The following is a 24,961-nucleotide window of genomic DNA, read 5'->3' as shown; positions in this document are numbered from 1 at the left end:
GCGAGGTGGAGGGGTGCCGGCGACGCCGCGGCCGGCGGAGCGGCGGGCTCACTGATTGACCCGTACGACTTGTGCGAGTTGTGCGCTAGGGGGTCATGAGTGAGCCCGCCCCGATCCCGCTTCACCTGGGCCATCGCAGCGATGTCTACGACGCGCTCTGAAGTGGCTACCGGGTTGGGCTGCCGGCGGGTCCGGCGGTGTCCATTGGGCGGGATGCGCAAGGATAAGTGTGCCGCTCACCCCTTACCCACGGGAGTCATCTGTGACTACCGACCTGACCGCTCCGGCCCGGATCCGGTCGGATGTGGCGCCGATCCAACGGCGCACCCTGGGCCTGCTGTTCGGCACCCAGATCATCGGTGGCATCGGCGTCACCATCGGGGTCGCGGTCGGGGCGCTGCTCGCCGCCCGGATCGCTGGCACCGCGGTCGCCGGTCTGACCCAGAGCGCCGCCGTGGTGGGCGCCGCGCTGCTCGCCATCCCGATCACCCGGATCACGAACGGGCACGGGCGTCGTCCGGGACTGGTCGTCGCCTACCTGGTCGGCGCGGTCGGCGCGGTGCTGGTGGTGCTCGCCGCGGTCACCCGGATCGTGCCGCTGCTCTTCCTCGGCAATCTGCTGTTCGGCGGCGGCACCGCCGCGAACCTCCAAGCCCGCTACGCCGCGGTGGACCTCGCCGAGCCGGCGCGTCGGGGCCGGCAGCTCGCCCTGATCGTCTGGGCCACCACCATCGGGGCGGTGGCCGCGCCGAACTTCGCGGCGCTCGCCAACGCGGTCACCGGCGGGTGGGGGCTGCCGCCACTGGCCGGCCCGTTCGCCTTCAGCGCCGTCGCCTTCGTGCTGGCCGCCGGCGTACTCTTCGCACTGCTGCGGCCCGACCCGCTGCGCACCGCGCGGCGACTTTCGGCGGCCGAGCCCACGCCGCCCCCGAGCCCGGTGGCCGAGTCCACGCCGCCCCCGAGCCCGGTGGCCGAGCCCACGCCGCCCCCGAGCCCGGTGGCCGAGCCGATGACGCCCCCGCGCCCGGCGGCCCGGCGTGGCGCGGGGATGCGCGCGGCCTGGCGGGTGGTCCGCGACCGCCCGGCGGCCCGGCTCGGCGTCGCGGCGGTGGCGGTGGGGCACGCGGTGATGGTGGCGGTGATGTCGATGACCCCGGTACGGCTCGGCGAGTCGCACGGCGACGCGGACGTCCTACGGGTGGTCGGGATCGTGCTGAGCCTGCACATCGCCGGCATGTACGCGCTGGCCCCGCTGGTGGGCTGGCTCGCCGACCGGCTCGGCCGGCCGGCGGTCATCCTCGGCGGGGTGGGGCTGCTGCTCGCCGCCTGCGCCGTCGCCGGCACCGCCGGCCACCACACGCCGCAGCTCTCGGTGGGTCTGGTCCTGCTCGGGCTGGGCTGGTCCGGCACCATGGTGGGCGGCTCCACCCTGCTGTCGGAGTCGGTGCCGGCGGCGGTACGGCCGAGTGTGCAGGGCTTCTCTGACCTGACCATGGGGCTCGCCGGCGCCAGCGCGGCCGCGGTCAGCGGGTTCGTCATGCGGGCGGCCGGCTATCCGGTGCTCACCCTGCTGGCGGCGATCGTGGTGGTGCCGTTGGTGGCGTTAGCGTTACGTCGGGGGCCCGCCGGGGTGCCCGACCGGGAGGGTGACACGTGCGGCTGACCGACTTTTGGGCGCGGCTGGAGGAGGCGTTCGGGCCGGGCTACGCGGCCAGCATCGCCAGCGACCAGGTCCTGGCACCCCTTGGCGAGCGGACGATCGAGCAGGCGCTCGCGGCGGGGGAGGAGACCCACGTCGTGTGGCGTGCGGTGGTCGCCGCGTACCCGGACCGGGTGCCCGCGCGGCTCCGTTGAGTAGTCATTTCGTTACGTTCGCGGGTCGCGCCGCTGCTCGTACACCTGTTCGGCTATTGTCCACAGCGAGGCGCTCGTCCACAGCTCACGGCATGGTCGCTGGTGTTCTGTCGGACCATGCGCCTAGCGTGTCCGCGTGACGCGAAGCTCAGCGAAGTCGGCGAAGGCAGGGGTAGCGACGATGGCGGCAGTGCCTGATCGGGAGAGGGCACTCGACCTTGCTCTCGCTCAGATCGACAAACAGTTCGGCAAGGGTTCGGTGATGCGACTGGGGGAGCGCCCGGTCGTGCAGACCGCGGTGGTTCCGACCGGGTCCATCGCGTTGGATGTGGCCCTCGGCGTGGGCGGCTTGCCCCGGGGGCGGGTCATCGAGGTCTACGGCCCGGAGAGCAGCGGTAAGACGACGGTGGCGCTGCACGCGGTGGCCAACGCCCAGCGCTCCGGCGGCATCGCCGCCTTCGTTGACGCCGAGCACGCCCTCGACCCGGAGTACGCCCGGGCCCTCGGCGTCGACACCGACGCCCTGCTGGTCTCCCAGCCGGACACCGGCGAGCAGGCCCTGGAGATCGCGGACATGCTGGTCCGCTCCGGTGCGCTCGACATCATCGTCATCGACTCGGTGGCCGCGCTGGTGCCGCGCGCCGAGATCGAGGGTGAGATGGGCGACAGCCACGTGGGTCTCCAGGCCCGGCTGATGAGCCAGGCCCTGCGCAAGATGACCGGTGTGCTCAGTCACACCGGCACGACGGCGGTCTTCATCAACCAGCTCCGCGAAAAGATCGGCGTCATGTTCGGCAGCCCCGAGACCACCACCGGTGGGCGGGCGTTGAAGTTCTACGCCTCGGTCCGGCTCGACGTGCGCCGCATCGAGAGCCTCAAGGACGGCACCGACGTGGTCGGTAACCGCACCCGGGTCAAGGTCGTGAAGAACAAGGTGGCCGCGCCGTTCAAGCAGGCCGAGTTCGACATCATGTACGGCAAGGGGATCTCCCGCGAGGGGTCGCTGATCGACGTCGGCGTCGAGCAGGCGATCATCCGGAAGTCCGGCGCGTGGTACACCTACGAGGGCGACCAGCTCGGCCAGGGCAAGGAGAAGGCCCGCGAGTTCCTTCGGGAGAACCCGGACGTGGCCGCCGAGATCGAGAAGAAGATCCTGGAGAAGCTCGGCGTCGGTGCCGGCGCGGGTGACGCCGCTGGCGGTCCGGAGTTGCCGCCGGTCGACTTCTGAGTAAGGGCCGGTGACGTCACGACGAGCCCGTGCCGGACGGGGGTGGGACGCCAGCCCACCGCGCACGGGTGACGCCGCCCCGGCGGCCCCCCGCCGCGGCCGACGTAACGCCGATGCCGCGACCAGCTCGGCCTCGCCCACAGACGAGGCCGAGCTGGCGCGGGAGTTCTGCCTGCGGCAGCTCGCCGTGCGTCCGCGTACCCGGGCCGAGCTGGCCCGGGCGCTGACCCGGCGAGGCATCTCGGCGGAGGTCGCCACCGCGGTCCTCGACCGCTACGACGATGTCGGCATGATCGATGACGCGGCCTTCGCGCGGGCCTGGGTCTCCAGCCGGCACGCCGGCCGTGGCCTCGCCCGCCGTGCTCTCGCCACCGAGCTGCGTCAACGTGGCGTCGATGGTGACGTGGCGAAGGCCGCGCTCGGCGAGCTGGACGACGAGACCGAGGCGGAGACGGCCCGTGCCCTGGCGGAGCGGAAGCTGCGTGCCACCCGGGGCGAGCCGGACGCGGTGTTTCGGCGACTGGTCGGCATGCTGGCCCGGAAGGGCTACTCGCCGGGGGTGGCGATTCGGGCGGTGAAGGAGGCGCTCGCGGCGCAGAGCGCTGAGGCGGCCGAGTTCGCGGAGCAGATCGACGCTGAGGTGTTCAGCGACGTCGAGGTCGATCCCTGACAAGGGCTTACGTGAACGATTGGTCGCCGTCCCGCCAATCAAAGGTAATTACATCCCTTTTAGATGCTTTTATCCGATCATTGATCAGCGCTGCGTAATGCTGTAAATTCTCTCCGTTCGGATGTATTGATCATGGTTTCCTTGACCGGACCGGCTCCGGGGACCTAGCCTCGCCATAAGGCTCACATTGCCCGACCAGCGCAGGCAAAGCGCACAACATAGATCGTGTAACAGAACCGCATCACTTTGGCCGATTCGTTTGGCCCTGTGTCCGCTCCGGACCCGGCCGGTCCGGAGCTGACGCAACAACTGCAGCTGCCGTCGGCAGTGCCGTCGCGGCACCGCCGACGGGAGGGCTTCCCTTTCGGTCAGCCGCTCCGGTCGGGCGTCCAGAGTCGCGGGAGCGCGCCCACCGCACGTTGCCGGCGGCGCGACGGTCAAGGGGAGGCGCGCGATGGCGAGGCGGCAGGGGTCGACAGGAAGTTCACCATGAACGGGTTCGACGCGATCCTCCTCGTGGCCGTCCTGTTGCTCACCGTCGTCGTGGTCGGTGCGGTGCTGGTGGGCGTCCGGGCCGTCCGCGGCATCGCCGGCACCTCGCGCCCCGAGGACCCGGCCTTTGTCGCGGAGAAAGACCGCCAGGAGCAGTCCCTCGCCGCGCTGCGGTCGGCCGCCGACGAGGCGAACAGCACCATCGATGCGGCGAAGTCCGCCGCCGCCGCGGCCCGCACCGAAGCCGCCGCCGCCCGCGCCGAGGCCAAGGCCGCCCGCGCCGAAGCCCGGCGGGTGCTCGACGGTGCCCGCGCCGAAGCCGACGCCATCCTGGAACGGGTGCACAAGCAGGCCGAGGCCGAAGCCGAACAGCTACGGACCGCCGCCCGGCGCGGCGGAGAACGGGAAGCCGCCGTCCTCGCCGCGACCACCCGGGAACAGGCGGCCGAGGTGGAGCGGCGGGCCGCCCGGATGGACGACCGGGAGCGGCTGCACACCGAGGAGGTCGAGCGGCTCGCCGAGCGGGATCGGCAACTCGGCGCTGCCAACGCCGCTCTGGAGGCCCGGGAGTCGGCGCTCGCCGAGCGGGACCGGGAGCTGGAGCAGGCCGAGCAGCAGCGACGCCGCGAGCTGGAGCGGGTCGCGGGGCTCACCGCGGAGGCGGCCCGCGGCGAACTGGTCGAGGCGATCGAGGCGCAGGCCAAGCGGGAAGCCGCGCTGCTCGTACGGGACATCGAGGCCGAGGCGCGCAGCACGGGCGAGGAGCGCGCGCGGCACATCGTGGTCGACGCGATCCAGCGGGTGGCCAGCGAGCAGACCGCGGAGAGCGTGGTCAGCGTCCTGCACCTGCCCGGTGACGAGATGAAGGGTCGGATCATCGGTCGGGAGGGGCGCAACATCCGCACCTTCGAATCGGTCACCGGAGTCAACCTGATCATCGACGACACGCCGGAGGCGGTGCTGCTCTCCTGCTTCGACCCGGTGCGTCGGGAGGTCGGCCGGCTCACCCTGGAGAAGCTCGTCCTGGACGGGCGGATCCACCCGCACCGGATCGAGGAGGTGTACGACCTGGCCCGGCAGGAGGTGGCGCAGCTCTGCCAGCGCGCCGCCGAGGATGCCCTGGTCGAGGTCGGCATCACCGAGATCCACCCCGAGCTGGTCAGCCTGCTGGGCCGGCTGCGCTACCGCACCTCGTACGGGCAGAACGTGCTCAAGCACCTCGTCGAGAGCGCCCACATCGCCGGGATCATGGCCGCTGAGCTGCGGCTGGACGTGCCGACAATCAAACGGTGCGCGTTCCTGCACGACATCGGCAAGGCGCTCACCCACGAGGTCGAGGGCAGTCACGCCATCGTCGGTGCTGATGTCGCCCGCAAGTACGGCGAGAGCGAGGACGTCGTGCACGCCATCGAGGCGCACCACAATGAGGTGCCGCCGCAGACCGTCGAGGCGGTGCTCACCCAGGCCTCGGATGCCTGCTCCGGGGGGCGGCCGGGGGCCCGCCGGGAGAGCCTGGAGGCGTACGTGCGGCGGCTGGAGCGGATCGAGGAGATCGCGGGGGACAAGCTCGGTGTGGAGCGGGTCTTCGCGATGCAGGCGGGCCGGGAGGTCCGGGTGATGGTTCGGCCGGACGACGTTGACGACATCAGCGCCTCCGTGCTGGCCCGGGACGTGGCCAAGCAGATCGAGGAGGAGCTGACCTATCCGGGGCAGATCCGGGTCACGGTGGTCCGCGAGTCCCGGGTCACCGAGATCGCCCGCTGACTGCGGCGCGCGGGCAGCGCCAGTGTTGTTCGGGTGCGCCACGGTGTGGGGCGGCGGAAGCCGTTCGGGGGCCGAAGCTGGTCTGCGTCGGGTGGAACCGGCAGTGCCCCCTCGGCGATGCGCCGAGGGGGCAAGATCGGGGCTGGTTCACCCGGGTCAAGCCGGGAGCCGTGCCCGATCTGTCGTCCCGGGCCGGTTCGATGAGCTTGTTCAGCCCTGCGGGTTGGTGGCCGTCGTGCCGCCCTCCGGGGCGGAGTCGACGGTGGCGAACAGCCGTGGTCGTTTGGCGGGCCGGGTACCACGGGTACTGGTGCGCCGATCGAGCCAGCCGGCGAGGGCGGTGAGCAGCGAGTTGATCACGATGTAGATGACGGCCACGACCATCGCTGCCGCCAGGATGTTGCCGTAGTTGGCCGCGAGGTCGTTGACGCCGCGCTGCAGCAGCTCCGGGTAGGCCACGATGTAGCCGAGGGCGGTGTCCTTGAGCAGCACCACGAGCTGGCTGACGATGATCGGGAGCATCGCGCGGGCGGCCTGTGGCATCAGGATGAGCCGCATAACCTGGCTCTTGCGCATGCCGATCGCGTACGCGGCCTCGGACTGGCCCCCTGGCAGCGAGCGGATACCGGCCCGGAACGCCTCGGCCAGCACCGACCCGTTGTAGAGGGTCAGGCCGACCACCACGGCCCAGAAGGCCGGCACCGGACCCTGGATGAGGAACGGCACACCGTAGAAGATGAAGAAGATCATCAGCAGGAGGGGGACCGCGCGGAAGAACTCCACGATCGCGCCTGCCGGAACGCTGATCCACCAGTGCTCAGAGAGCCGGCCGACCGCGAAGATGAGGCCGAAGGCGAGCGAGAGAACCATGCCGACCGCCGCCGCCTCCAGCGTGGCCCGGAGGCCGGGGAGGATGAACTGGGTCCAGGTCTTCGCTTCGGTGAACGGTGTCCAGAGCCGGGCTTCCCACTGGCCGGCGGCGTCGAACTTCGAGTAGATCCACCAGAGCAGCGCCACCAGCCCGACGGCGAAGACGACGCCGAGTACGTGGCTGCGGAGCCGGGCCCGGGGGCCCGGGTGGTCGTAGAGGACGGAGCTGGAGCTCATCAGCGCTTCACCGCCAGGCGATTGGCCAGCCAGCCGAAGAGGTAGCCGGTGGGGATGAGGAGCGCGGCAAAGGTGCCGGCGAAGACCAGGAAGATCGGGATCACCGCGTCGCCGTTCTCGTTCAGCAGGTCCTTCATGACGCTTGAGGCCTCAATCACCCCGATGGTGCCGACGATCGTGGCGTTCTTGCACAACGCGATGAGGATGCTGCCGAACGGCGCGACCACCGAGCGGGTCGCCTGCGGCAGGATCACGATCCGGAGCGTCTGGGTGAAGGTGAGCCCGATGGCGCGGGCCGCCTCGGCCTGGCCGGCCGGGACGGTGTTGACCCCGGACCGCACGGCCTCACAGACGAACGCGGCGGTGTAGGCGGAGAGCCCGACCACGCCCAGCCAGTAGTTGTTCAGGTCGAGGCTGTCGGCGAGATTCAGGCCCAGCGTCGAGTAGAGGCCGAAGTAGCAGAAGAGCACGATCAGGGTGAGCGGGGTGTTTCGGAAGATGTTGACCCAGGCGGCGCCGACGCCGCGCAGCACGGGAACGGGGGAGACCCGCATCGCCGCCAGCAGCACTCCGAGTAGCAGGGCGAGGCCCGCCGACGCACCGGTCAGTTTCAGGATCCAGAGAAAACCCGACAGGTACGCGTCGAAATTCTTCGGGTCGGTGAATACGTGCATGCTTGTGCTCCCGTGGCACGTCGGGGCGGGGACGACCGGCCGGGGCCGGCATCCCGGTACGGATGCCGGCCCCGGAACGGATCAGACGCTGCCGCAGTGGGTCAGCTTGGTGGTGTCCAGCTCAGGCGCGGCCGTGCCGCTCTTGCCCAGGGTCTTGTCCCACGCTGCCTGGTAGCTGCCGTCGGACGCGGCCTCGGTGAGGATCTCGTTGACCTTCTCGCAGCCGGTGGTGTCGTCCTTCTTGAGGCCGATACCGTACGGCTCGTCGGAGAAGGTGGAGCCGACCAGCTTGAACTTGCCGGCCCACTGGTCCTGAGCGGCGTAACCGGCGAGGATGATGTCGTCGGTGGTTACCGCGTCGACCTGGCCCTTCTCCAGCTCCGGCAGGCACTTCGAGTACGAGTCGAACTGCTGCAGCTCGGCGTTCGGATAGTCGGTCTGGATCCGCTTGGCTGGCGTGGAGCCGGTCACCGAGCAGACCTTCTTGCCGTCGAGCTGGTTCGGGCCGGTGATCTCCGAGTCGGCCTGGACCAACAGGTCCTGCCCGGCGACGAAGTACGGGCCGGCGAAGTTGACCTTCTCCTTCCGCTCGTCGTTGATGGTGTAGGTCGCCACCACCAGGTCGACGGTGCCCTGCTGGATGAAGGGCTCACGGTTGGACGACACGGTGGTCTTCCACTCGATGTTGCTCTCGTCGACCCCGAGACCCTTGGCGATGATCTTGCCGATCTCGATGTCGAAGCCCTCGTACTCGGTGCCGGTCTGCAGGCCGAGGCCCGGCTGGTCGGCCTTGACCCCGATCACGAGCTTCTCCTGGCTCTCGGCCTTGCCGACGATGCCGTCGGCGGAGTCGTCATCGCCGCCGCAGGCGGCCATGGCGAATGAGAGGGCGGCGACGGCGGCGACCGTCACCGCGCGCTTGGTACGCATATCTGTCTCCTTCTTCGACGGGGCGGGCCGGGGGCGGCACGCCCACAACGGACGCCTAGTGCGTGAGGATCTTGGATAGGAAGTCCCTGGCCCGCTCGCTGCGCGGGTTCGCGAAGAACTCCGTCGGGGGTGCGTCCTCGACAAGTTGCCCGTCGGCCATGAAGACCACCCGGTTGGCCGCGTGGCGGGCGAAACCCATCTCATGGGTGACCACGACCATCGTCATGCCCTCGCGGGCCAGGGAGGTCATCACGTCCAGCACCTCGCCGACCATCTCCGGGTCGAGGGCGCTGGTCGGCTCGTCGAAGAGCATCGCCTTGGGCTGCATCGCCAACGCCCGGGCGATCGCCACCCGCTGCTGCTGACCGCCGGAGAGCTGGGCCGGGAACTTGTCGGCCTGGTTGGCGATGCCAACCCGGTCCAGCAGGGCCAGGCCGCGTTCGCGGGCCGCCGCCGGCTTCTCCCGGCGGACCTTGACCGGCCCGAGGGTCACGTTCTCCAGGATGGTCTTGTGCGCGAAGAGGTTGAACGACTGGAACACCATCCCGACCTCGCTGCGCAGCTTGGCCAGGGCGCGGCCCTCGGCCGGCAGCGGCTGACCGTCGAAGGTGATGCTGCCGGAGGTGATCGGCTCCAGTCGGTTGATGGTGCGGCAGAGCGTCGACTTGCCGGAGCCGGACGGCCCGATCACCACGACCACCTCGCCGCGCCCGACCGACAGCGAGACGTTGTCCAGTACGTGCAGCGGCCCGAACCACTTGTTGACCGATTCCAGCACGATGAGCGGTTCGCTCGTCGTCACGTCGTCCACCGTCCCTGTCGTCACGGGTGGGAGGCCGAATGACCTCCGGTTGGCAAACTCTAGGCGGGGAGATGTGGCGTGTGGCGGCCCAGATGGTCACGGAGCCGTAACACCCTGCCGTGATGAGCCGGGGAGCCCTCTCTTCCGGACCGCGTGGGGGCTTCGTGGGGCTGAATTGACTCCGTGTCGTGCGGTATGGCGCTGCCTTATACCCGATAAAGTGTCATCTTCCGGCTGGTCACCGCACCATCACTCGAGGGAATTTTGCCCGGAATGGTCACAGACCGGTAACTTGCCCCCGGCTAGGCCCAAATGCCCCCCACCATCGTCAGTAAGGCCCGATCCGGGGCTGGTGGGACGATCGCAGCGAGGAGGCGGCATGACCGAGCTGTGGAACTGGAGAATCGACCAGGTGCGGCCGACGGACGTCTGGCCGGCGCTGGCGGAGGCGCTCGGCCGGGTGGTGATGCCGCTGGCCGTCGCCGACCCGGCGCGCCTGCCGAGATACGCCGTGGTCTGCGATGTCTGGCAGGCGCCGGGAGAGTTCGCCACGATCGTCGACTGTTACGGCGTGCCGGACACCCTCGCCGAGCTGCCCAGCATCGCGACCCTGGCCCGGCTGCTGGGCCGCAACTGCGTGCTGCGCGACGACACCCTCGACGAGACCCGGCACCTGCTGGTGGCGCCGGACGGAACGATCCGCCCGGTGCACTTCGACGTCCGGGAGACCGACGACGGCGAGGTGCTCAGCCGCCAACGGCTCTGTACCGAGGCCAACCCGGGCTGCCGCGGCTGGTCCCGGTGTCACCGCTCCCGCTGGGCCCCCGACTCGGTGCTCCCCGCCCTCGCTGCCGCCTGACCTGGGCGAGTCGCGACGTGTTCCGGTGCCATCAGAATCGCCGACGCCCGCCAGCCAGAACCGTACGATCAGCGCCCATGATCGAAGTGTCGGCGCGCCGGGTTGGTCAGGTCCTGGTGGTCGGTGTCGAGGCGGAGGTCGCTCGGGCCGCCGCACACGTCACCCAACCTCCCGCTGATCCCGGCCGGACCACCGTGCAGGTTGTCGGCGACGACACCTGACTGGAACCGCTCGCCCCGACCCTCGCCGCGCACACGTCGGATTTGGGCACCTCGGTGCGCCTGGTATCGCGGCCGGCGATGAACCCGCGGTCGACAGCGTCCGCGTGTGGGACGTCAGGCCGCGTCCGATCCTGGCTGGGCGGCCAGCGGTGAGCTGCTGGGTTGTGACGAGACAGGGCGACCGTATCGGTCGGAGTAGTCGTTTGACCGACAGGTCTGTGCGGTGTCTCTGGCCAGGCGCCCGGCTAGCGGATCACCGCCGTAGCCTCCGCTGCCGTCGGCAGATAGCAGAACAGCCCTGTGCCGTCCTCGGTCGTCACCACCCATGGATGACCGAGGAAGGTCCCTTGACGGTGGGACTTCCCGGGGATGATGTCCCCATAGTGCTGGCGCTCCCCGCTCTGGTCGACCCAGTACAGCCGGACCGTCGCCTTGCGTTCGTTGCGAAATATCAGGACCGTCGTGGCGCCGCCGCTCACCGACTTCTGGCACGCCTCGCTGGAGGTGGGAAGTGCCGGCAGCCCACGTGGCGTCGGCGATGCCGGCGCCGGGGAGGTCCGCGGCGGAGTTTTGGACGGCGCCGGTGGGGTGGCCGTCGCTGTCGTGGTGGGAGTCGGCGTCGGTGTCGGTGTCGGTGTCGGTGTTGGTGTTGGTGTTGGGGACAGGGATGGGGGCGGCGACGGCGCGGGTGACACCGTGTTCAGCGTAGGTTCGGCGCTGGGGGTCGCGTCGGCGGCGACGGGAGGCGACGATTCCACCGGTGAGCGCTGGACTGCGCTAACGGCGAGTGCGGCCAGGATGACCACCACAGAGCCCGCGGCAACGACGTGTCGACGCCGCAGCCGCGTCGGGGCCGAGCGGCGATGGCGTGGGGTGCTGAGATCGGCGTCTTTCGGCTGCGGTGGGCCACCGCCGTGGGGTGGGTCGCCCAGGTGGTCCAGTTGGTTGTCGACTTCCGCGCCTGAGTACGTCGTGCCCGCCTTCGTGGTGTCGTGTGGTGGTGCTTCGGCGGGTTCCTCGGGCCAGCTAGTGTCCGGCGGTGACCACTCCAGTGGGCCGGCAGCGGGCTTGTCCGCAGGGGTGTCGCCGGAAGTGGATGACTCGGTCATGGGCTCCGATCCCGGGTATTGGGGTGATCATAGGTGACGACGCGAGACCGATTGTGGGCTGAACATGAGATTTGGTCAATTGAATCCGGTTTGCTGGGTGAGCGCGCTACGGTGATCGACATCATCTGATGACCCGCCCAGAATGGGGTGAAATGGTTAGGCTGACGTGGTGCAGCAGCTGCAACCCACGAGCCGTACCCGCCGATCCCACCCGACCTGGTGGGATCGCCTGAAGCCACCGACCCTGGCGCCGGAGACCTCAGGGTCTGGTTGTTGACCATGCGGATCGGAGTGCTCATCCTGCCCTCCTCGCCCTGGGACCAGGCCCAGCAGATGTGGCGGAAGGCCGACGAGATGGGCTTCGCCCACGCCTGGACGAGCGATCACATCGGCTGGCAGGACATGGTCGGCAAGGAGTGGTACGCGGCGGTGCCGACCCTGGCCGCTGCGGCGGTCCGCACCCGACGGATCAAGCTCGGCACCCTCGTCTCGTCGCCGAACTTTCGGCACCCGGTGCCGTACGCCAAGGAGGTCGTCACCCTCAATGACCTCAGCGGCGGGCGCTTCATCCTGGGTCTTGGTGCCGGCGGGAGTGGTATCGACGCCACCGCCCGCGGTCAGGACCCGGAATGGACGCCCGTCGAACGTGCCGAGCGGTTCGCCGAGTTCGTGGAGCTGACGGCGGAGCTGCTGGCCAACCCCGTCACCGATGCCGATGGCAAGTACTACCAGGCACGCCAGGCGCCCATCTGGCCGGTGGACACCTCGCCCGCCCACATCCCGTTGGCGATCGCCGCCAACGGTCCCCGTGGCATGGCCCTGGCCGCGCGCCACGGCGACATCTGGGTGACCAACGGCCGGTCGCCGCGTAACGGGGTCGTCCCCCCGGTGGCCCGGCCCGACGACGTCGCGGGACAGGTTCGCCAGCTGGCCGACAGCTGCGAGACCGCCGGCCGCGACCCGGCAACTCTGCGCCGGCTGTTGATGTACGTGAACCGGGAGCCGACGGCGCTCGCCTCCCTCGACGTGTTCCGGGAGACCGTTGACACGTACCGCCAGGTCGGAATCACGGACCTGGTGGTGCCGTTTCCCGGGCAGGAGCCCTTCGACACCAGCATGGCGGTGCTCGAACAGGTGGCCGGGATTCTGTCCGACCTGTGAGGCGGTAGCTCGACTCCGGTCCATCCGGGCGGCCCGGATAGGCTGTCGAGGTCATGACTACCGCAGCGGCGAGCAGCCCCCGCACCTACCAGGTGCGCACCTACGGCTGCCAGATGAACGTGCACGACTCCGAGCGCATCTCCGGCCTCCTTGAGCAGGCCGGCTACCTGCGGGCCGGGGCCGCCGACGACACCCCGGACGTGGTCGTCTTCAACACCTGCGCCGTGCGGGAGAACGCCGACAACCGGCTCTACGGCAACCTCGGTCAGCTGCGTCCCCGCAAGAACCAGCACCCGGAGATGCAGATCGCGGTGGGTGGCTGCCTGGCGCAGAAGGACCGCAGCGAGATCGTCCGTCGGGCGCCCTGGGTGGACGTGGTCTTCGGCACGCACAACATCGGGTCGTTGCCGGTGCTGCTGGAGCGGGCCCGGCACAACGCCGCCGCCGAGGTGGAGATCCTCGAGTCCCTCGAGGTCTTTCCGAGCACCCTGCCGACCCGGCGGGAGTCAACCTACGCCGGTTGGGTATCGATCTCGGTTGGCTGTAACAACACCTGCACGTTCTGCATCGTGCCGGCGCTGCGCGGCAAGGAGCGGGACCGCCGCCCCGGCGACATCCTCTCCGAGGTGCGCGCCCTGGTCGACGAGGGTGTGTTGGAGGTGACCCTGCTCGGGCAGAACGTCAACTCCTACGGCATCGAGTTCGGCGACCGGTACGCGTTCGGCAAGTTGCTGCGCGCCTGCGGCGACATCGACGGTCTGGAACGGGTGCGGTTCACCAGCCCCCATCCGAAGGACTTCACCGACGACGTGATCGCCGCGATGGCCGAGACACCGAACGTCTGCCCCTCGCTACACATGCCGCTGCAGTCCGGCTCCGACGACGTGCTGCGGGCCATGCGACGTTCGTACCGGTCGGAGCGGTTCCTGGGCATCATCGAGAAGGTGCGGGCGGCGATGCCGGACGCGGCGATCACCACGGACATCATCGTCGGCTTCCCCGGCGAGACCGAGGCCGACTTCGCACGCACCCTCGACGTGGTCCGCGCGGCCCGGTTCTCCTCGGCCTTCACCTTCCAGTACTCCAAGCGCCCCGGCACGCCCGCCGCGACGATGGCCGACCAACTGCCGAAGGCGGTGGTGCAGGAGCGCTACGAGCGACTGATCGACTGCGTCGAGGAGATCACCTGGGCGGAGAACCGGCGGCTGCTGGGGAAGACCGTCGAGGTGCTGGTGGCCGTCGGTGAGGGACGCAAGGACGAGCGCACCGGCCGGCTGTCGGGGCGGGCCCGCGACGGCCGACTGGTGCACTTCGACGCCGGCAGCCGCACCGGGCAGATCCGCCCCGGCGACATCGTGCAGACCGTGGTCACCTACGCCGCCCCACACCACCTCAACGCCGACGGTGAGCCGCTCGCGCACCGGCGTACCCGGGCCGGCGACGCGGCCGAGGCAGGGCACCGACCCCGTACGGCCGGGGTGTCGCTCGGGCTGCCCACGGTCGGCGCCCCGCCGCCGATGCCGCCCGCGGCCTCGTCGGCCTGCTCCTGCTGACACCGGGGCTGATGCTGCGGGGTTGACCCCTGCGCCTCCCGCCACCCGGGGCTGAACATGCTCGGGGCCCCGGTTCACGAGGAACCGGGGCCCCGAGTGGCCTAACGGATCAGCTCGACTGCTCGGCCAGGCTGAGGAACTGACGCTTGGAACTGAGGGCCTGCTCGGCGTCCCGGACCCGCCGGGCATCTCCAGCGGCCTTCGCCCGGGCCAGCCGCTCCTCGGCCTCGGCGACCTGCGCCCGCATCTGCGCGAGCAGGGGGTTGTCCTGCGGAGCGGTGCGCCGCCACGCGGAGTCCATCACCTCGCGAACCTTGTCGTCGACCGTGCGCAGTCGACGCTCCAGACCCCCCGCTGCCTCCCGGGGCACCCGTCCGGCCTCGTGCCACTGCGCTTGGATCTCCCGGAGTTTCGCCTGCGCGCCCTTCGGGTCGCCGTCGACATCCAGCGCCTCGGCCTCGGCCAAGAGGGCCTGCTTACGATCCAGGTTGGCGCGCTGCTCGTTGTCCCGGGCGGAGAAGACCTCGCTGCGCCGGGTGAAGAACGCGTCCTGCGCGGCCCGGAACTTCTCCCAGAGCCGCTGCTCGGCCTCCTTCGACGCCCGGGGCGCGACGCGCCACTGGCTCATCAGCTCCTTGAGCTGGCTGGCGGTGTGGGCCCACTCGGTCGAATCCGAGAGCTTCTCGGCCTCGACGACCAACTCTTCCTTGATCGCCTGCGCCTGCTTTCGCTGCGCGTCCAGCGAGGCGAAGTGGGCGCCCCGGCGGCGGGTGAAGCCATCCCGGGCCGCCGCGAACCGCTTCCACAGCTCACCGTCGGTCTTCCGGTCCACCCCGCGGATTGACTTCCACTCCGCCAGGATCTCCTTGAGCCGGTCGCCGGCTGTCTTCCAGCCGGTCGACTCGGCGGCCAGCTTCTCGGCCTCCTCGACCAGCGTGGTCTTGCGGGCGAGGGCCTCGCTCCGGGCGGCGTCGCGGGCGGCCCGAGCCTCGGTAGCCTTCTCCTCCGCGAGGGTGGCGAGCCGATCCAGCCGGTTCGCGAGGCCGTCGATGTCGCCGACGACGTGCGCCTCGGCCAGCGAGGCGCGCAGCCGGCGGATCGTGCTGAGCGAGTGGTTCGCATCTGCCGCGCCCGAGTTGAGTCTCGCCTCGGCCAGCCCCACCTCGGTGATCAGGTCGGCGAACCGGCGGGCGAAGTGCGCCAGCCCCTCCTCCGGTGCACCCGCCTGCCAGGAACCGACCACCCGCTCGCCCTCAGCGGTTTTCACGTAGACGGTGCCGTCCGCGTCCACCCGTCCGAAGGCAGTCCAGTCGCTCATGTGCCCATCCTCGTTCTCCCGGCGTCACGGGTGAGTCCCGCGAGCGCCGCCACGGCGCAGCCAACGTTCTCCACGGCATTGTCACAGGTGTGCCCCCGCCTCCGTCGAGCGCCTATCGCCGACCGTGACCATACGGTGTCCTAGCGCCTCGGAGGGCCGGGATGGGGCGAGTGTCGGAAACCTCCCTTCGGGCGTACTCGTCAGTATCCGGAACTCCCGGGGTCCCGGCCGCGGGAAGGCGCGCTGCGGTGCGTTCGGACCAGCCGCTACCGTGACCCTCGTGCCCCTGGTCGCCGCCGCCGTCTGTCCGCATCCGCCGCTGCTCGTCCCCGAGGTGGCGGGTGCCGCATCCGCCGAGTTGGACGAGCTGCGGGCCGCCTGTGACAGGGCTGTGGCCCGGCTCCTCGCCGCCGAGCCGGACCGGATTGTGCTGCTCGGGTGTGGGCCAGCGACCGCGACCTTCGGCGCCGCAGCGCACGGCTCGTTCCATCGGTACGGGATCCGCCGGCGGGTGCCGTTGTCGCCAGCAGACCCCCGGGAGCGTACTGATGCGGCCGCTGTCGGGCCGGCGCGGCTGCCGCTGAGCCTGACCGTCGGGGCATGGCTACTCGGTCGCGCTGGCACGGCGCTGCCCCGTTCCGCGGTGGCGGTCGCGGCCGACGAGCCCGCCGCCCGCTGCGCCGCCCTCGGCGCTGGCCTGCTCAACCCAGGCCGGTCCGCTGCGGACCCGCTCAACCCGGGCCGGCTCGGTTCGGTGAGTGGGAACGCGTCGGGTGGTGATCCGTCCGGCCGGCTCGGGCTGCTCGTCCTGGGCGACGGGTCGGCCTGCCGGGTGGAGTGGTCACCCGGCTACGACGATCCGCGCGCCGAGCCCTATGACCAGGCGGTGGCGCGGGCACTGGCCGGCGCGGACACGGCCGCCCTCGGTGCGTTGGACGCGGAGCTGTCGGCGGGGCTCAAGGCCACCGGCCGCGCGCCCTGGCAGGTGCTGGCCGGCGCGGTTCGGGCAGCCGGGGGCTCGTGGCGTGGGGAGCTGGCCTACGCCGCGGCACCCTACGGGGTGACCTACCTCGTCGCCTCGTGGACGCCGACGGGAGCGGCCCGGTGAGCGCCGACGGGAGCGGCCCGGTGGACGCCGACGGGAGCGGCCCGGTGGACGCCGACGGGAGCGGCCCGGTGGGCGCCGCCGACGCGGTTGACGGCGCTCGCCTGGCGGCGGACGCAGCCGCTGACGCGGCTGGCCTGGCAGCGGGCACGGCGCCGGCTGGCGATGTCCCGCCAGCCGCGGGCACGGTGGTGGGCGTGGTCGGCCCGACCGCAGCCGGGAAGTCGGCCTTGAGTATCGCCCTCGCCCACGCGCTCGACGGTGAGGTGGTCAATGCCGACTCGATGCAGCTCTACCGGGGCATGGATATCGGCACCGCCAAGCTGACCATCGGCGAACGTGCGGGGGTGCCGCACCACCTGCTGGACATCTGGCCGGTGACCGAGCCGGCGAGCGTCGCCGAGTACCAGCGGCTCGCCCGCGCGGCGATTGACGACATCTTGGCCCGGGGGCGAGTGCCGCTGCTGGTCGGCGGTTCGGGCCTCTACCTCCGCGCCGTGCTGGAACGCTTCGAGTTCCCCGGCACGGATCCGGTGCTCCGGCAACGGCTGGAGGCGGAGCTGGCGGAGGCCGGCCCGGCTGCCCTGCACGAGCGACTGCGCGCGGTTGACCCCGACGCGGCGGCGAACATCCTGCCCGGCAACGGCCGGCGGATCGTCCGTGCGTTGGAGGTGGTCGAGCTGACCGGTGCGCCCTTCGCCGCCGCGCTGCCCGACCCCAGTCCGTACTACCGGTCGGTGCAGGTCGGTGTCGACCTGGACACCACTCAGCTCGACGAGCGGATCGCACTGCGGGTGGACCGGATGTGGGCCGACGGCCTGGTGGCCGAGACCCGGGTGCTGGCTGACCAGGGGCTGGCCGCGGGCCGTACGGCCAGCCGCGCCCTCGGTTACCAGCAGGTCCTGCGGTTCCTGGCCGGAGAGCTGACCGAGTCCGAGGCGTACCAGGAGACGATCCGCGCCACTCGCCGGTTTGTCCGTCGCCAGCGGTCCTGGTTCCGCCGGGACCCGCGGATCACCTGGCTCGACTCGACCGGAGCCGGGCTGGTGGCAGAGGCGCTGCGAGTGGTCCGGCCCACTGCGCGATGATGGGGTCGTGGAGTTCACCAAGGGGCATGGCACCGGCAACGACTTCGTGATCCTGCCCGATCCCGACGGCACCCTGGAGCTGACCCCGGACCTGGTCGCGGCCCTGTGCGATCGGCGGCAGGGGATCGGAGGGGACGGCGTACTGCGGGTGGTCCGCGCCGCACGGCACCCCGACGGGGCGGCCCTCGCCGGTGCGGCCGAGTGGTTCATGGACTACTGGAACTCCGACGGCTCCGTGGCCGAGATGTGTGGCAACGGCGCCCGGGTCTTCCTTCGCTACCTGCTGGAAACCGGGTTGGCGGTGCCGTCGGACGCGGCACTGCCGGTAGCCACCCGCGCCGGTATCGTGCGGGCGCGGGTGGAGGGGGAGGACCTGGCGGTCGAGATGCGGCGGCCCCGGTTGGCCGACTCCTCGTTCGCGGTGCTCGGCGGGCTGGCCCTGCCCGGCACGGCGGTTGATGTCGGCAACCCGCACCTGGTCTGCCCGGTGCCGGCCGGGCTGGAGCTGGCGGCTCTCGACCTGACCCGGGCCCCGGAGTTCGACCCGGTGATCTTCCCGGCCGGGGTCAATGTCGAGTTCATCAGCCCCGGGAGCCCGACGGACGGCCTCGATGGCCACGTTCGGATGCGGGTCTACGAGCGGGGTAGCGCGGAGACGCGCTCCTGCGGCACCGGTGCGTGTGCGGTGGCCGCGGTCGTCCTGCGGGACGCAGGCCGGGACACCGGCGTGGTCGCCGTGGACGTGCCCGGTGGTCGTCTGGTGGTGACCCAGACCGCCCAGGGCTGCTGGTTGGCGGGGCCCGCCGTACTGGTGGCGAGCGGCGAGGTGACGCTCGCGGCGCTGGCCTGACCCGCGACCCGATCGACGGTGGGTCTTGCCGCTGGCGCTTCTCGCGTTGAACGACATCGGTGTCACGTCGTGCGCCGCAGCTCCCCGAGCAATCGCGCCACCCGGTTCCGGATTTCGTCGCGGATCGGGCGGATCGCCTCGACCCCGAGGCCGGTGGGATCGTCAAGATCCCAGTTCTCGTGGCGTCCGGTTGGGAAGTCGGGAAGGTCACTGCGGCGCCCGATGGTGATGATGACGTCAGCGGACGCGGCGGTCGCGGGCCGCAGCAGCGTCGGCACCTGACCGGTGATGTCGATGCCGACCTCCCACATGGCCACCGCGGCGGCGGGGTCGACCTGGCGGGCGGGGGCGGAGCCGGCGGAGCGGACCTCGACGGCGTCGCCAGCGAGCTGGCGTAGCCAACCGGCGGCCAGCTGCGAGCCGCCGGCGTCGTGGACGCAGACGAACAGCACCGAGGGTTTGTCGACCCCGAGGTGCTCCGCATCGATCTGGTGCGCGTTGGGCGGTGGCTTGGCCGGGGAACGGCGGCGGTCCGCTCGACGGGTCGGCGGCCCCTGGTCTCCCGACGTTGCCGGCTCCGCGGGGACGACGACCTGGTCGGCGGCGGCACCGGCGTCGGGGTAGAGGGCGGTGAGCAGGCCGACGCCGACGGCGAGTCCAGCCACCTGGGCCAGGACGAAACCGGGCACCGAGGTGGGGGCGATGCCGGCGAAGGTGTCGGAGAACGCGCGGCCGATGGTGACCGCTGGATTGGCGAAGGAGGTGGACGAGGTAAACCAGGACGCGGCCCCGATATAGGCGCCGACGGCGGCCGGGGCGACCGACGCACGTCCGGACCGGGCGAGGGCGAAGATCAGTAGGACCAACCCGGAGGTGGCGACAACCTCACCGACCCAGAGGTGCCAGGCGGCCCGCTCCTTGCCGGCGAAGTCGATCGCGGCGAGGTCGAACATCAGGTGCGCCAGCACCGCACCGGCGACCCCGCCGAGGACCTGGGCCGCTCCGTAGGCACCCAGGTCGCCGGCGGTCAGACCGGTGCCGGCGCGCCGCCCGAGGAACCAGTCGGCGGCGGAGACGACCGGGTTGAGGTGGGCCCCGGAGACCGGTCCGAAGATCAAAATCAGCGTGCCGAGGGCGAAGGCGGTGGTGATCGAGTTTGCCAGCAGCTGAAGGCCGACCTGGTCGGGGGCGAGGGTGGTGGCCATGATTCCGGAGCTGACCACGGCGGTGACCAGCAGGGCGGTGCCGGTGAACTCAGCCAGCAGGCGTCGCCACAGGGCGCTGGTCATCGCTTGGTATCCCACCATCTGCGGTTGCCGAGGACGGGCGAGCTTCGATTACCAGCTGTGGTGCGGCCCAAACCACCCGGATCACCTGCTCGTCGAGGTAATCCGGTGCGGTGGAAGGCGGCGGCCTAGGGGGTGGCGCTGGCGTTGGCGGCGATCTCGGGCAGGTCGACCGGGCCGGGGTCGGCGGCGGGCGGTGGGGTGGCCGCCGGGTTCTGTGCGGCCGCGCGAACGGCCGCGGCGACGGCTGGGGCCACCCGGGAGTCGAAGACGCTGGGGATGATGACCGTCGGATTGATTTTCTCCTCGCCGACGACGTCGGCGATGGCCCGGGCCGCGGCGATCGCCATCTCCTCCGTGAAGCCCTCCGCGTGCGCGTCCAGCATCCCCCGGAACACGCCGGGGAAGGCCAGCACGTTGTTGATCTGGTTGGGCTGGTCGGAGCGGCCGGTGGCGACCACGGCGGCGTGCCGGCGCGCCTCCCGCGGGTCAACCTCCGGGTCCGGGTTCGCCAGCGCGAACACGATCGCGTCCTTGGCCATGGCGGCGATGTCGTCCCCGGTGAGCAGATTGGGGGCGCTCACGCCGATGAAGACGTCCGCGTCCCGTACCGCCCCGGCCAGGTCGCCGGAGTAGTTTTCCCGGTTCGTGTGCTCGGCCAGCCACTGCCAGGCCGGGTTAAGCCCGGTCATCCCACGGTGCAGCGCACCCTGCCGGTCGTACGCGATGATGTCGCCCACGCCCTGGCGCAGCAGCAGCTTCATGATCGCGGTGCCGGCGGCGCCCGCGCCCGAGACCACCACCCGTACCTGCGCCAGTTCCTTACCGACGACGCGGAGCGCGTTGGTCAGCGCGGCCAGCACACAGATCGCCGTGCCGTGCTGGTCGTCGTGGAAGACCGGAATGTCCAGTGCCGCACGCAGCTGTGCCTCGATCTCGAAGCAGCGCGGCGCGGCGATGTCCTCCAGGTTGATCCCGCCGTACGCGGGTGCGATCGCCTTGACGATCGACACGATCTCGTCGGTGTCCTGGGTGTCGAGCACCACCGGCCAGGCGTCCACCCCGCCGAACCGCTTGAACAGCGCCGCCTTGCCCTCCATCACCGGCAGCGACGCCGCCGGCCCCAGGTTGCCCAGGCCGAGCACGGCGGAGCCGTCGCTGACCACCGCCACCGTGTTGCGTTTGATGGTCAGGCGCCGCGCGTCCGCCGGGTTCTCCGCGATGGCCTGGCAGACCCGGGCCACCCCCGGGGTGTACGCCCGGGACAACTCGTCCCGGGTGCGCAGCGCGACCTTCGGGCTGACCTCGATCTTGCCGCCGAGGTGCAGCAGGAACGTGCGGTCGGAGACCTTACGCACGTCAACCCCGTCGAGCGCGGTGAGCGCATCAACCACCTGGTCGGCGTGGTTGGCGTCGGCGGTGTCGCAGGTCAGGTCGACGGTGACGTGGGTGTGGTCGGAGTCGACCACGTCGAGCGCGGTGACGATTGCTCCGGCCTCGCCGACCGTGGTGGTCAACCGCCCAATGGAGGAGGCATCCGCGGTTACTGCGATCCGGACGGTGATCGAGAATCCGGCACTCGGCAGTCGGGTGGTGGCCACACAGTTCCTTCCGATGACGCTGAACGACTCGCCCCGCATTTCTACTCGCCCCCGGTGTCGGCACCGCATCCGACCCCGTTACCAGCGGGTAGGCCGGGCATATTGCCGATGCGGGTGGCGTTGTCACATGTCAGGATTGCTGGGAGCCGGTCGCAATTTTCCCGGCAGCACGGTGGGCAAACAGCCAACCGACGGTAACCAGACAGGGGGCGCGGTTTGCGAGAGCAGGAGACCTTCCTTCCCGACGAGGGCGACGAGTTCGACGCCACCACCGGTGAGTTCGAGCTGTCGGAGCGGCAGGCGCTGCGGCGGGTCCCCGGCCTCTCCACCGAGCTGACCGACATCACCGAGGTCGAGTACCGCCAACTCCGACTGGAGCGGGTCGTCCTGGTCGGGGTGTGGACCGAGGGTTCGCAGCAGGACGCCGAGAATTCCCTCGCCGAGCTGGCGGCGCTGGCCGAGACGGCCGGTTCGCAGGTGCTTGAGGGGCTGATCCAACGCCGGCAACGGCCCGACCCGGCCACCTACGTTGGCCGGGGCAAGGTGGCTGACCTGGGGGCGGCCGTGCTCGCCAGCGGTGCCGACACGGTGATCTGCGACGGTGAGCTCAGCCCGTCCCAGCTGCGCAACCTGGAGCAGCGCACCAAGGTGAAGGTCGTCGATCGCACCGCCCTCATTCTGGATATCTTCGCCCAGCACGCGAAGAGCCGGGAGGGTAAGGCGCAGGTCGAGTTGGCCCAGCTGGAGTACCTGCTGCCCCGACTGCGGGGTTGGGGTGACACCCTCTCCCGGCAGAGCGGTGGATCAGGCCGCGGCGGTGGCGCTGGCGGCGGCGTGGGCTTGCGTGGCCCGGGTGAGACCAAGTTGGAGACCGACCGCCGGCGGATCCGGCAGCGCATCGCCCGGCTGCGCCGGGAGATCAAGGGCATGCGCACGGTACGCCAGACCAAGCGTGCCCGTCGCTATCGCAACGCGGTGCCCGCGGTGGCCATCGCGGGGTACACGAACGCCGGCAAGTCCAGCCTGCTGAACCAGCTGACCGGGGCCGGGGTGCTGGTGGAGAATGCCCTCTTCGCCACGCTGGACCCGACGATCCGGAAGGCGACCACCGCCGACGGGCGTCACTTCACCTTCTCCGACACGGTGGGCTTCGTCCGGCATCTGCCGCACCAGATCGTCGAGGCGTTTCGCTCCACCCTTGAGGAGGTGGCGGAGGCCGACCTGGTGGTGCATGTCGTTGACGGCACCCATCCGGACCCGGAGGAGCAGGTTCGTGCCGTCCGGGCGGTCCTCGCCGAGGTGGGCGCCGACCGGCTGCCGGAGCTGCTGGTGGTCAACAAGACCGACGCTGCCGGCGAGGAGACCCTGCTCCGGCTCAAGCGGCGCTGGCCGGAGGCGATCTTCGTCTCCGCGCACTCCGGGTCCGGCATCGCCGACCTGCGTGGTGCGGTCGAGGCCCGGCTGCCCCGTCCGGCCGTGGAGGTCCGCGCGGTCCTGCCGTACGAGCGGGGTGACCTGGTGGCCCGGGCGCACCAGCGGGGTGAGGTGCTCAACACGGTGCACCTGCCCGAGGGCACTCTGCTCCAGGCCCGGGTCGACGCGGCGCTGGCCGCCGAGTTGGCGCCCTTCCAGTCGCCGGAGGCGGCTGGTTCCGAGCCGGCGGCGGCGGGTGTCGGGGCGCGTTCGTAGCTGTTGCGGGTGGGCGGCGGTGGACCACCGCCATGCGACACTGTGCTGATGCGTCGCTTCCTCACCCTGACCACGGGTGCTCTCAGCCTGCTGGGGGCAGCCGCGGTTGCTGTCGGTGTAATCCTGGTCATGGTGCCGTCGCCGGCCGCGGCCGAGGGGCAGAAGCGTTGCACCGTCACCGACGATCGGCTGCGGGAACTGTCCGGGCTGGTGGCCACCGAGACCGGCTACATCGTGATCAACGACAGCACGGACGTGGAGAGCCACAAGCGGGTCTTCTTCCTGGACGCCGACTGCGAGGTCGCCGGGGACCCGGTCAGCTACTCCGTCAGCGGCCCCCTGGACACCGAGGACCTGGCGTTGTCGCCGGACGGAAAGACCGTCTGGGTCGCCGACACCGGCGACAACGTGACCAGCAGCAACCGCCGGGAGCGGGTCGCGGTGTGGAGCATGCCGGTGAGCGGTGACGAAAGGCTGACGCTGCACCGCCTCGCCTACCCGGACAACGAGCCACGGGACGCCGAGGCCCTGGTCATCGACGATGACGGCGTCCCGATGATCATTACCAAGGTCGCCTCGGGCAAGGCCGAGATCTTCACCGTTGATGGGGAGCTACCCAGCGGTGACACCGAACCGGGGAAGATGAAAAAGCTCGGCGAGGTGGAGTTGCCGACGACCGAGACCGAGAACGCGTTCGGGGCGCTCGGGCGCACGGCGATCACCGGGGCCGCCCGTTCCCCGGATGGCGCTCGGGTGGTGCTGCGCACCTATGCGGACGCCTTCGAGTACGACGTCGTCGACGGCGATCTCGTGACGGCGCTGACGACGACGGAACCGCGGGTGACTCCGCTCGCGGATCCGTTCGGTGAGGCGATCACCTATACCCCGGATGGCAAGACCTTTCTGACCGTCTCCGACGGCGGCCAGCTCGACGACGGCGAGCCGATCGACGTCTTGTCGTACCCGCCGACGGCGAAGCCGGAGTCCGGTCCGGAGACGAACGCCGACGGAGCGGAGGAGTCGACGGCCTCCTGGTTCGGCAGTCTCTCCCTGCAAGAGAAGGTGTATCTGTTCGTCGCCGCCGTGGGCCTGATCGGTGTGGGGCTGGTCGGGGCGGGCATGGCGGGCGTCGTACGGGCCCGGCGGCGACCAGCGGAGACCACGGGCGCCGGTGGGCCGGCCGCTGACCGTGGTTCACGCGACGCCACCGACCGCCGCGGTGCTGTCTACGGCGGTGCGCCGCCCGCCGGGGGCCATGGGGCGCGTCGGGAGCCGGGCCGGGCGGCGGCTCCGGCCGACAAGCGTGAGCATGGCGGTGGCCGTCCGGCGGAGGGGGGCCGTCCCGCCGCTGGTGTCTACGGCCGACGGCCCGCCGGAGGTGCCGGTGGGTCCCGTCCCGCCGCGGGCGGCGGTCAGGGCGCCGATGGCGGTCGTTCGGCCGGCGGGGGGCGTGGCGGCGGGGTGTACGGCGGGCGAGCCGGTGGTGGAGCGAACGGCGGGGGAGCCAATGGTGGCGTGCACGGCGGTGGTCGTGCCCGGCCACCGCGCCGTGACGGCGGCGGCGGGCACGGCCGCTACTGAGCCGGCGGTACGGCGGCTA

The 24,961-nt window shown here is 71.0% G+C and carries 23 protein-coding genes; 15 read left to right on the top strand and 8 right to left on the bottom strand.

The genetic code is table 11. The features are described from left to right. Positions 1 to 262: 262 nt before the first annotated feature. From B118_RS0119025 to rny, 5 genes are all read left to right on the top strand, one after another. Complete coding sequence (locus tag B118_RS0119025) at positions 263 to 1,663, top strand: MFS transporter (RefSeq protein ID WP_028193224.1); 1,401 nt, start codon at positions 263 to 265, stop codon at positions 1,661 to 1,663. Then, positions 1,654 to 1,854, top strand: a complete 201-nt coding sequence (locus tag B118_RS0119020; RefSeq protein ID WP_018220599.1) for a DUF3046 domain-containing protein — start codon at positions 1,654 to 1,656, stop codon at positions 1,852 to 1,854. Before B118_RS0119025 ends, B118_RS0119020 begins: the two co-directional genes overlap by 10 nt. Before the next feature lie 181 nt (positions 1,855 to 2,035). Then, positions 2,036 to 3,082, top strand: coding sequence for a recombinase RecA (recA, locus tag B118_RS0119015; RefSeq protein ID WP_018253569.1), 1,047 nt, complete (start codon positions 2,036 to 2,038; stop codon positions 3,080 to 3,082). Positions 3,083 to 3,092: 10 nt separating this feature from the next. Beyond that, positions 3,093 to 3,752: a regulatory protein RecX gene (locus tag B118_RS0119010; protein ID WP_018220597.1), complete on the top strand. Its 660-nt coding sequence runs from the start codon at positions 3,093 to 3,095 to the stop codon at positions 3,750 to 3,752. Between the two features lie 489 nt (positions 3,753 to 4,241). Beyond that, complete coding sequence (rny, locus tag B118_RS0119005) at positions 4,242 to 6,008, top strand: ribonuclease Y (protein WP_018220596.1); 1,767 nt, start codon at positions 4,242 to 4,244, stop codon at positions 6,006 to 6,008. A gap of 210 nt (positions 6,009 to 6,218) precedes the next feature. On the opposite strand, the gene B118_RS0119000 is transcribed toward rny, so the two are convergent. The 4 genes from B118_RS0119000 to B118_RS0118985 form a co-directional block, all read right to left on the bottom strand. Then, on the bottom strand, positions 6,219 to 7,115 hold the full coding sequence (locus B118_RS0119000) for an amino acid ABC transporter permease (RefSeq protein ID WP_018220595.1): 897 nt from the start codon (positions 7,113 to 7,115) through the stop codon (positions 6,219 to 6,221). Further along, entirely contained in the window at positions 7,115 to 7,789 is a 675-nt protein-coding gene (locus B118_RS0118995) for an amino acid ABC transporter permease (protein ID WP_018220594.1), read from the bottom strand. Before B118_RS0118995 ends, B118_RS0119000 begins: the two co-directional genes overlap by 1 nt. An 81-nt stretch (positions 7,790 to 7,870) precedes the next feature. After that, positions 7,871 to 8,719 (bottom strand): glutamate ABC transporter substrate-binding protein, encoded by an 849-nt coding sequence (locus tag B118_RS0118990; protein ID WP_018220593.1) that lies wholly within the window; start codon positions 8,717 to 8,719, stop codon positions 7,871 to 7,873. A 55-nt stretch (positions 8,720 to 8,774) separates the two neighbouring features. Continuing rightward, a complete protein-coding gene (locus B118_RS0118985; protein ID WP_018220592.1) occupies positions 8,775 to 9,530 on the bottom strand; it encodes an amino acid ABC transporter ATP-binding protein in 756 nt (251 codons plus the stop codon). A 370-nt stretch (positions 9,531 to 9,900) separates the two neighbouring features. On the opposite strand from B118_RS0118985, the gene B118_RS0118980 reads away from it, so the two are divergent. Both B118_RS0118980 and B118_RS32465 read left to right on the top strand, forming a co-directional pair. Next, positions 9,901 to 10,380, top strand: coding sequence for a hypothetical protein (locus B118_RS0118980; protein WP_018220591.1), 480 nt, complete (start codon positions 9,901 to 9,903; stop codon positions 10,378 to 10,380). Between the two features lie 77 nt (positions 10,381 to 10,457). Then, entirely contained in the window at positions 10,458 to 10,601 is a 144-nt protein-coding gene (locus B118_RS32465; RefSeq protein ID WP_202902345.1) for a hypothetical protein, read from the top strand. Between the two features lie 245 nt (positions 10,602 to 10,846). On the opposite strand, the gene B118_RS0118970 is transcribed toward B118_RS32465, so the two are convergent. Further along, positions 10,847 to 11,080 (bottom strand): VHL beta domain-containing protein, encoded by a 234-nt coding sequence (locus tag B118_RS0118970; protein WP_018812370.1) that lies wholly within the window; start codon positions 11,078 to 11,080, stop codon positions 10,847 to 10,849. 32 nt (positions 11,081 to 11,112) lie between these two features. On the opposite strand from B118_RS0118970, the gene B118_RS33695 reads away from it, so the two are divergent. The 3 genes from B118_RS33695 to miaB all read left to right on the top strand — a co-directional run bounded on the left by B118_RS33695 (position 11,113) and on the right by miaB (position 14,424). Next, the gene (locus B118_RS33695; protein ID WP_026270898.1) at positions 11,113 to 11,310 is read left to right on the top strand and encodes a hypothetical protein; all 198 of its coding nucleotides are present in this window, start codon (positions 11,113 to 11,115) and stop codon (positions 11,308 to 11,310) included. A 679-nt stretch (positions 11,311 to 11,989) separates the two neighbouring features. Then, positions 11,990 to 12,871 (top strand): LLM class flavin-dependent oxidoreductase, encoded by an 882-nt coding sequence (locus tag B118_RS0118955; RefSeq protein WP_018220586.1) that lies wholly within the window; start codon positions 11,990 to 11,992, stop codon positions 12,869 to 12,871. 53 nt (positions 12,872 to 12,924) lie between these two features. After that, positions 12,925 to 14,424 (top strand): tRNA (N6-isopentenyl adenosine(37)-C2)-methylthiotransferase MiaB, encoded by a 1,500-nt coding sequence (gene miaB, locus B118_RS0118950; RefSeq protein ID WP_018220585.1) that lies wholly within the window; start codon positions 12,925 to 12,927, stop codon positions 14,422 to 14,424. A gap of 109 nt (positions 14,425 to 14,533) precedes the next feature. On the opposite strand, the gene B118_RS0118945 is transcribed toward miaB, so the two are convergent. Then, positions 14,534 to 15,742 carry a DUF349 domain-containing protein gene (locus B118_RS0118945; RefSeq protein ID WP_018220584.1) on the bottom strand — a complete coding sequence of 403 codons (1,209 nt, stop codon included), beginning with the start codon at positions 15,740 to 15,742 and terminating at the stop codon, positions 14,534 to 14,536. A 271-nt stretch (positions 15,743 to 16,013) separates the two neighbouring features. Here B118_RS0118945 and B118_RS0118940 point away from each other — a divergent pair, with 271 nt between their 5' ends. The 3 genes from B118_RS0118940 to dapF are packed head-to-tail and all read left to right on the top strand — an operon-like array spanning position 16,014 to position 18,785. Further along, positions 16,014 to 16,850 (top strand): class III extradiol dioxygenase subunit B-like domain-containing protein, encoded by an 837-nt coding sequence (locus B118_RS0118940; protein ID WP_018220583.1) that lies wholly within the window; start codon positions 16,014 to 16,016, stop codon positions 16,848 to 16,850. A 20-nt stretch (positions 16,851 to 16,870) separates the two neighbouring features. Beyond that, the gene (miaA, locus tag B118_RS0118935) at positions 16,871 to 17,935 is read left to right on the top strand and encodes a tRNA (adenosine(37)-N6)-dimethylallyltransferase MiaA (protein ID WP_028193223.1); all 1,065 of its coding nucleotides are present in this window, start codon (positions 16,871 to 16,873) and stop codon (positions 17,933 to 17,935) included. 7 nt (positions 17,936 to 17,942) lie between these two features. After that, on the top strand, positions 17,943 to 18,785 hold the full coding sequence (dapF, locus tag B118_RS0118930) for a diaminopimelate epimerase (RefSeq protein ID WP_028188721.1): 843 nt from the start codon (positions 17,943 to 17,945) through the stop codon (positions 18,783 to 18,785). Positions 18,786 to 18,847: 62 nt separating this feature from the next. Here the strand turns inward: dapF and B118_RS0118925 are convergent, their stop codons facing one another. Beyond that, positions 18,848 to 20,074 (bottom strand): aquaporin, encoded by a 1,227-nt coding sequence (locus B118_RS0118925; RefSeq protein WP_028193222.1) that lies wholly within the window; start codon positions 20,072 to 20,074, stop codon positions 18,848 to 18,850. Positions 20,075 to 20,199: 125 nt separating this feature from the next. Beyond that, positions 20,200 to 21,711 carry an NAD-dependent malic enzyme gene (locus tag B118_RS0118920; RefSeq protein ID WP_018828795.1) on the bottom strand — a complete coding sequence of 504 codons (1,512 nt, stop codon included), beginning with the start codon at positions 21,709 to 21,711 and terminating at the stop codon, positions 20,200 to 20,202. A gap of 177 nt (positions 21,712 to 21,888) precedes the next feature. On the opposite strand from B118_RS0118920, the gene hflX reads away from it, so the two are divergent. Continuing rightward, the gene (gene hflX / locus B118_RS0118915) at positions 21,889 to 23,361 is read left to right on the top strand and encodes a GTPase HflX (RefSeq protein WP_028193221.1); all 1,473 of its coding nucleotides are present in this window, start codon (positions 21,889 to 21,891) and stop codon (positions 23,359 to 23,361) included. A gap of 48 nt (positions 23,362 to 23,409) precedes the next feature. Continuing rightward, the gene (locus B118_RS28570) at positions 23,410 to 24,942 is read left to right on the top strand and encodes an SMP-30/gluconolactonase/LRE family protein (RefSeq protein ID WP_043541582.1); all 1,533 of its coding nucleotides are present in this window, start codon (positions 23,410 to 23,412) and stop codon (positions 24,940 to 24,942) included. Positions 24,943 to 24,961 lie beyond the last annotated feature (19 nt).

The organism is Salinispora pacifica CNR114 (assembly GCF_000514775.1).
GTDB lineage: Bacteria > Actinomycetota > Actinomycetes > Mycobacteriales > Micromonosporaceae > Micromonospora > Micromonospora pacifica.
Note: the sequence above shows the minus strand (reverse complement) of the source record. Positions and strands in the feature narration are given on the sequence as shown.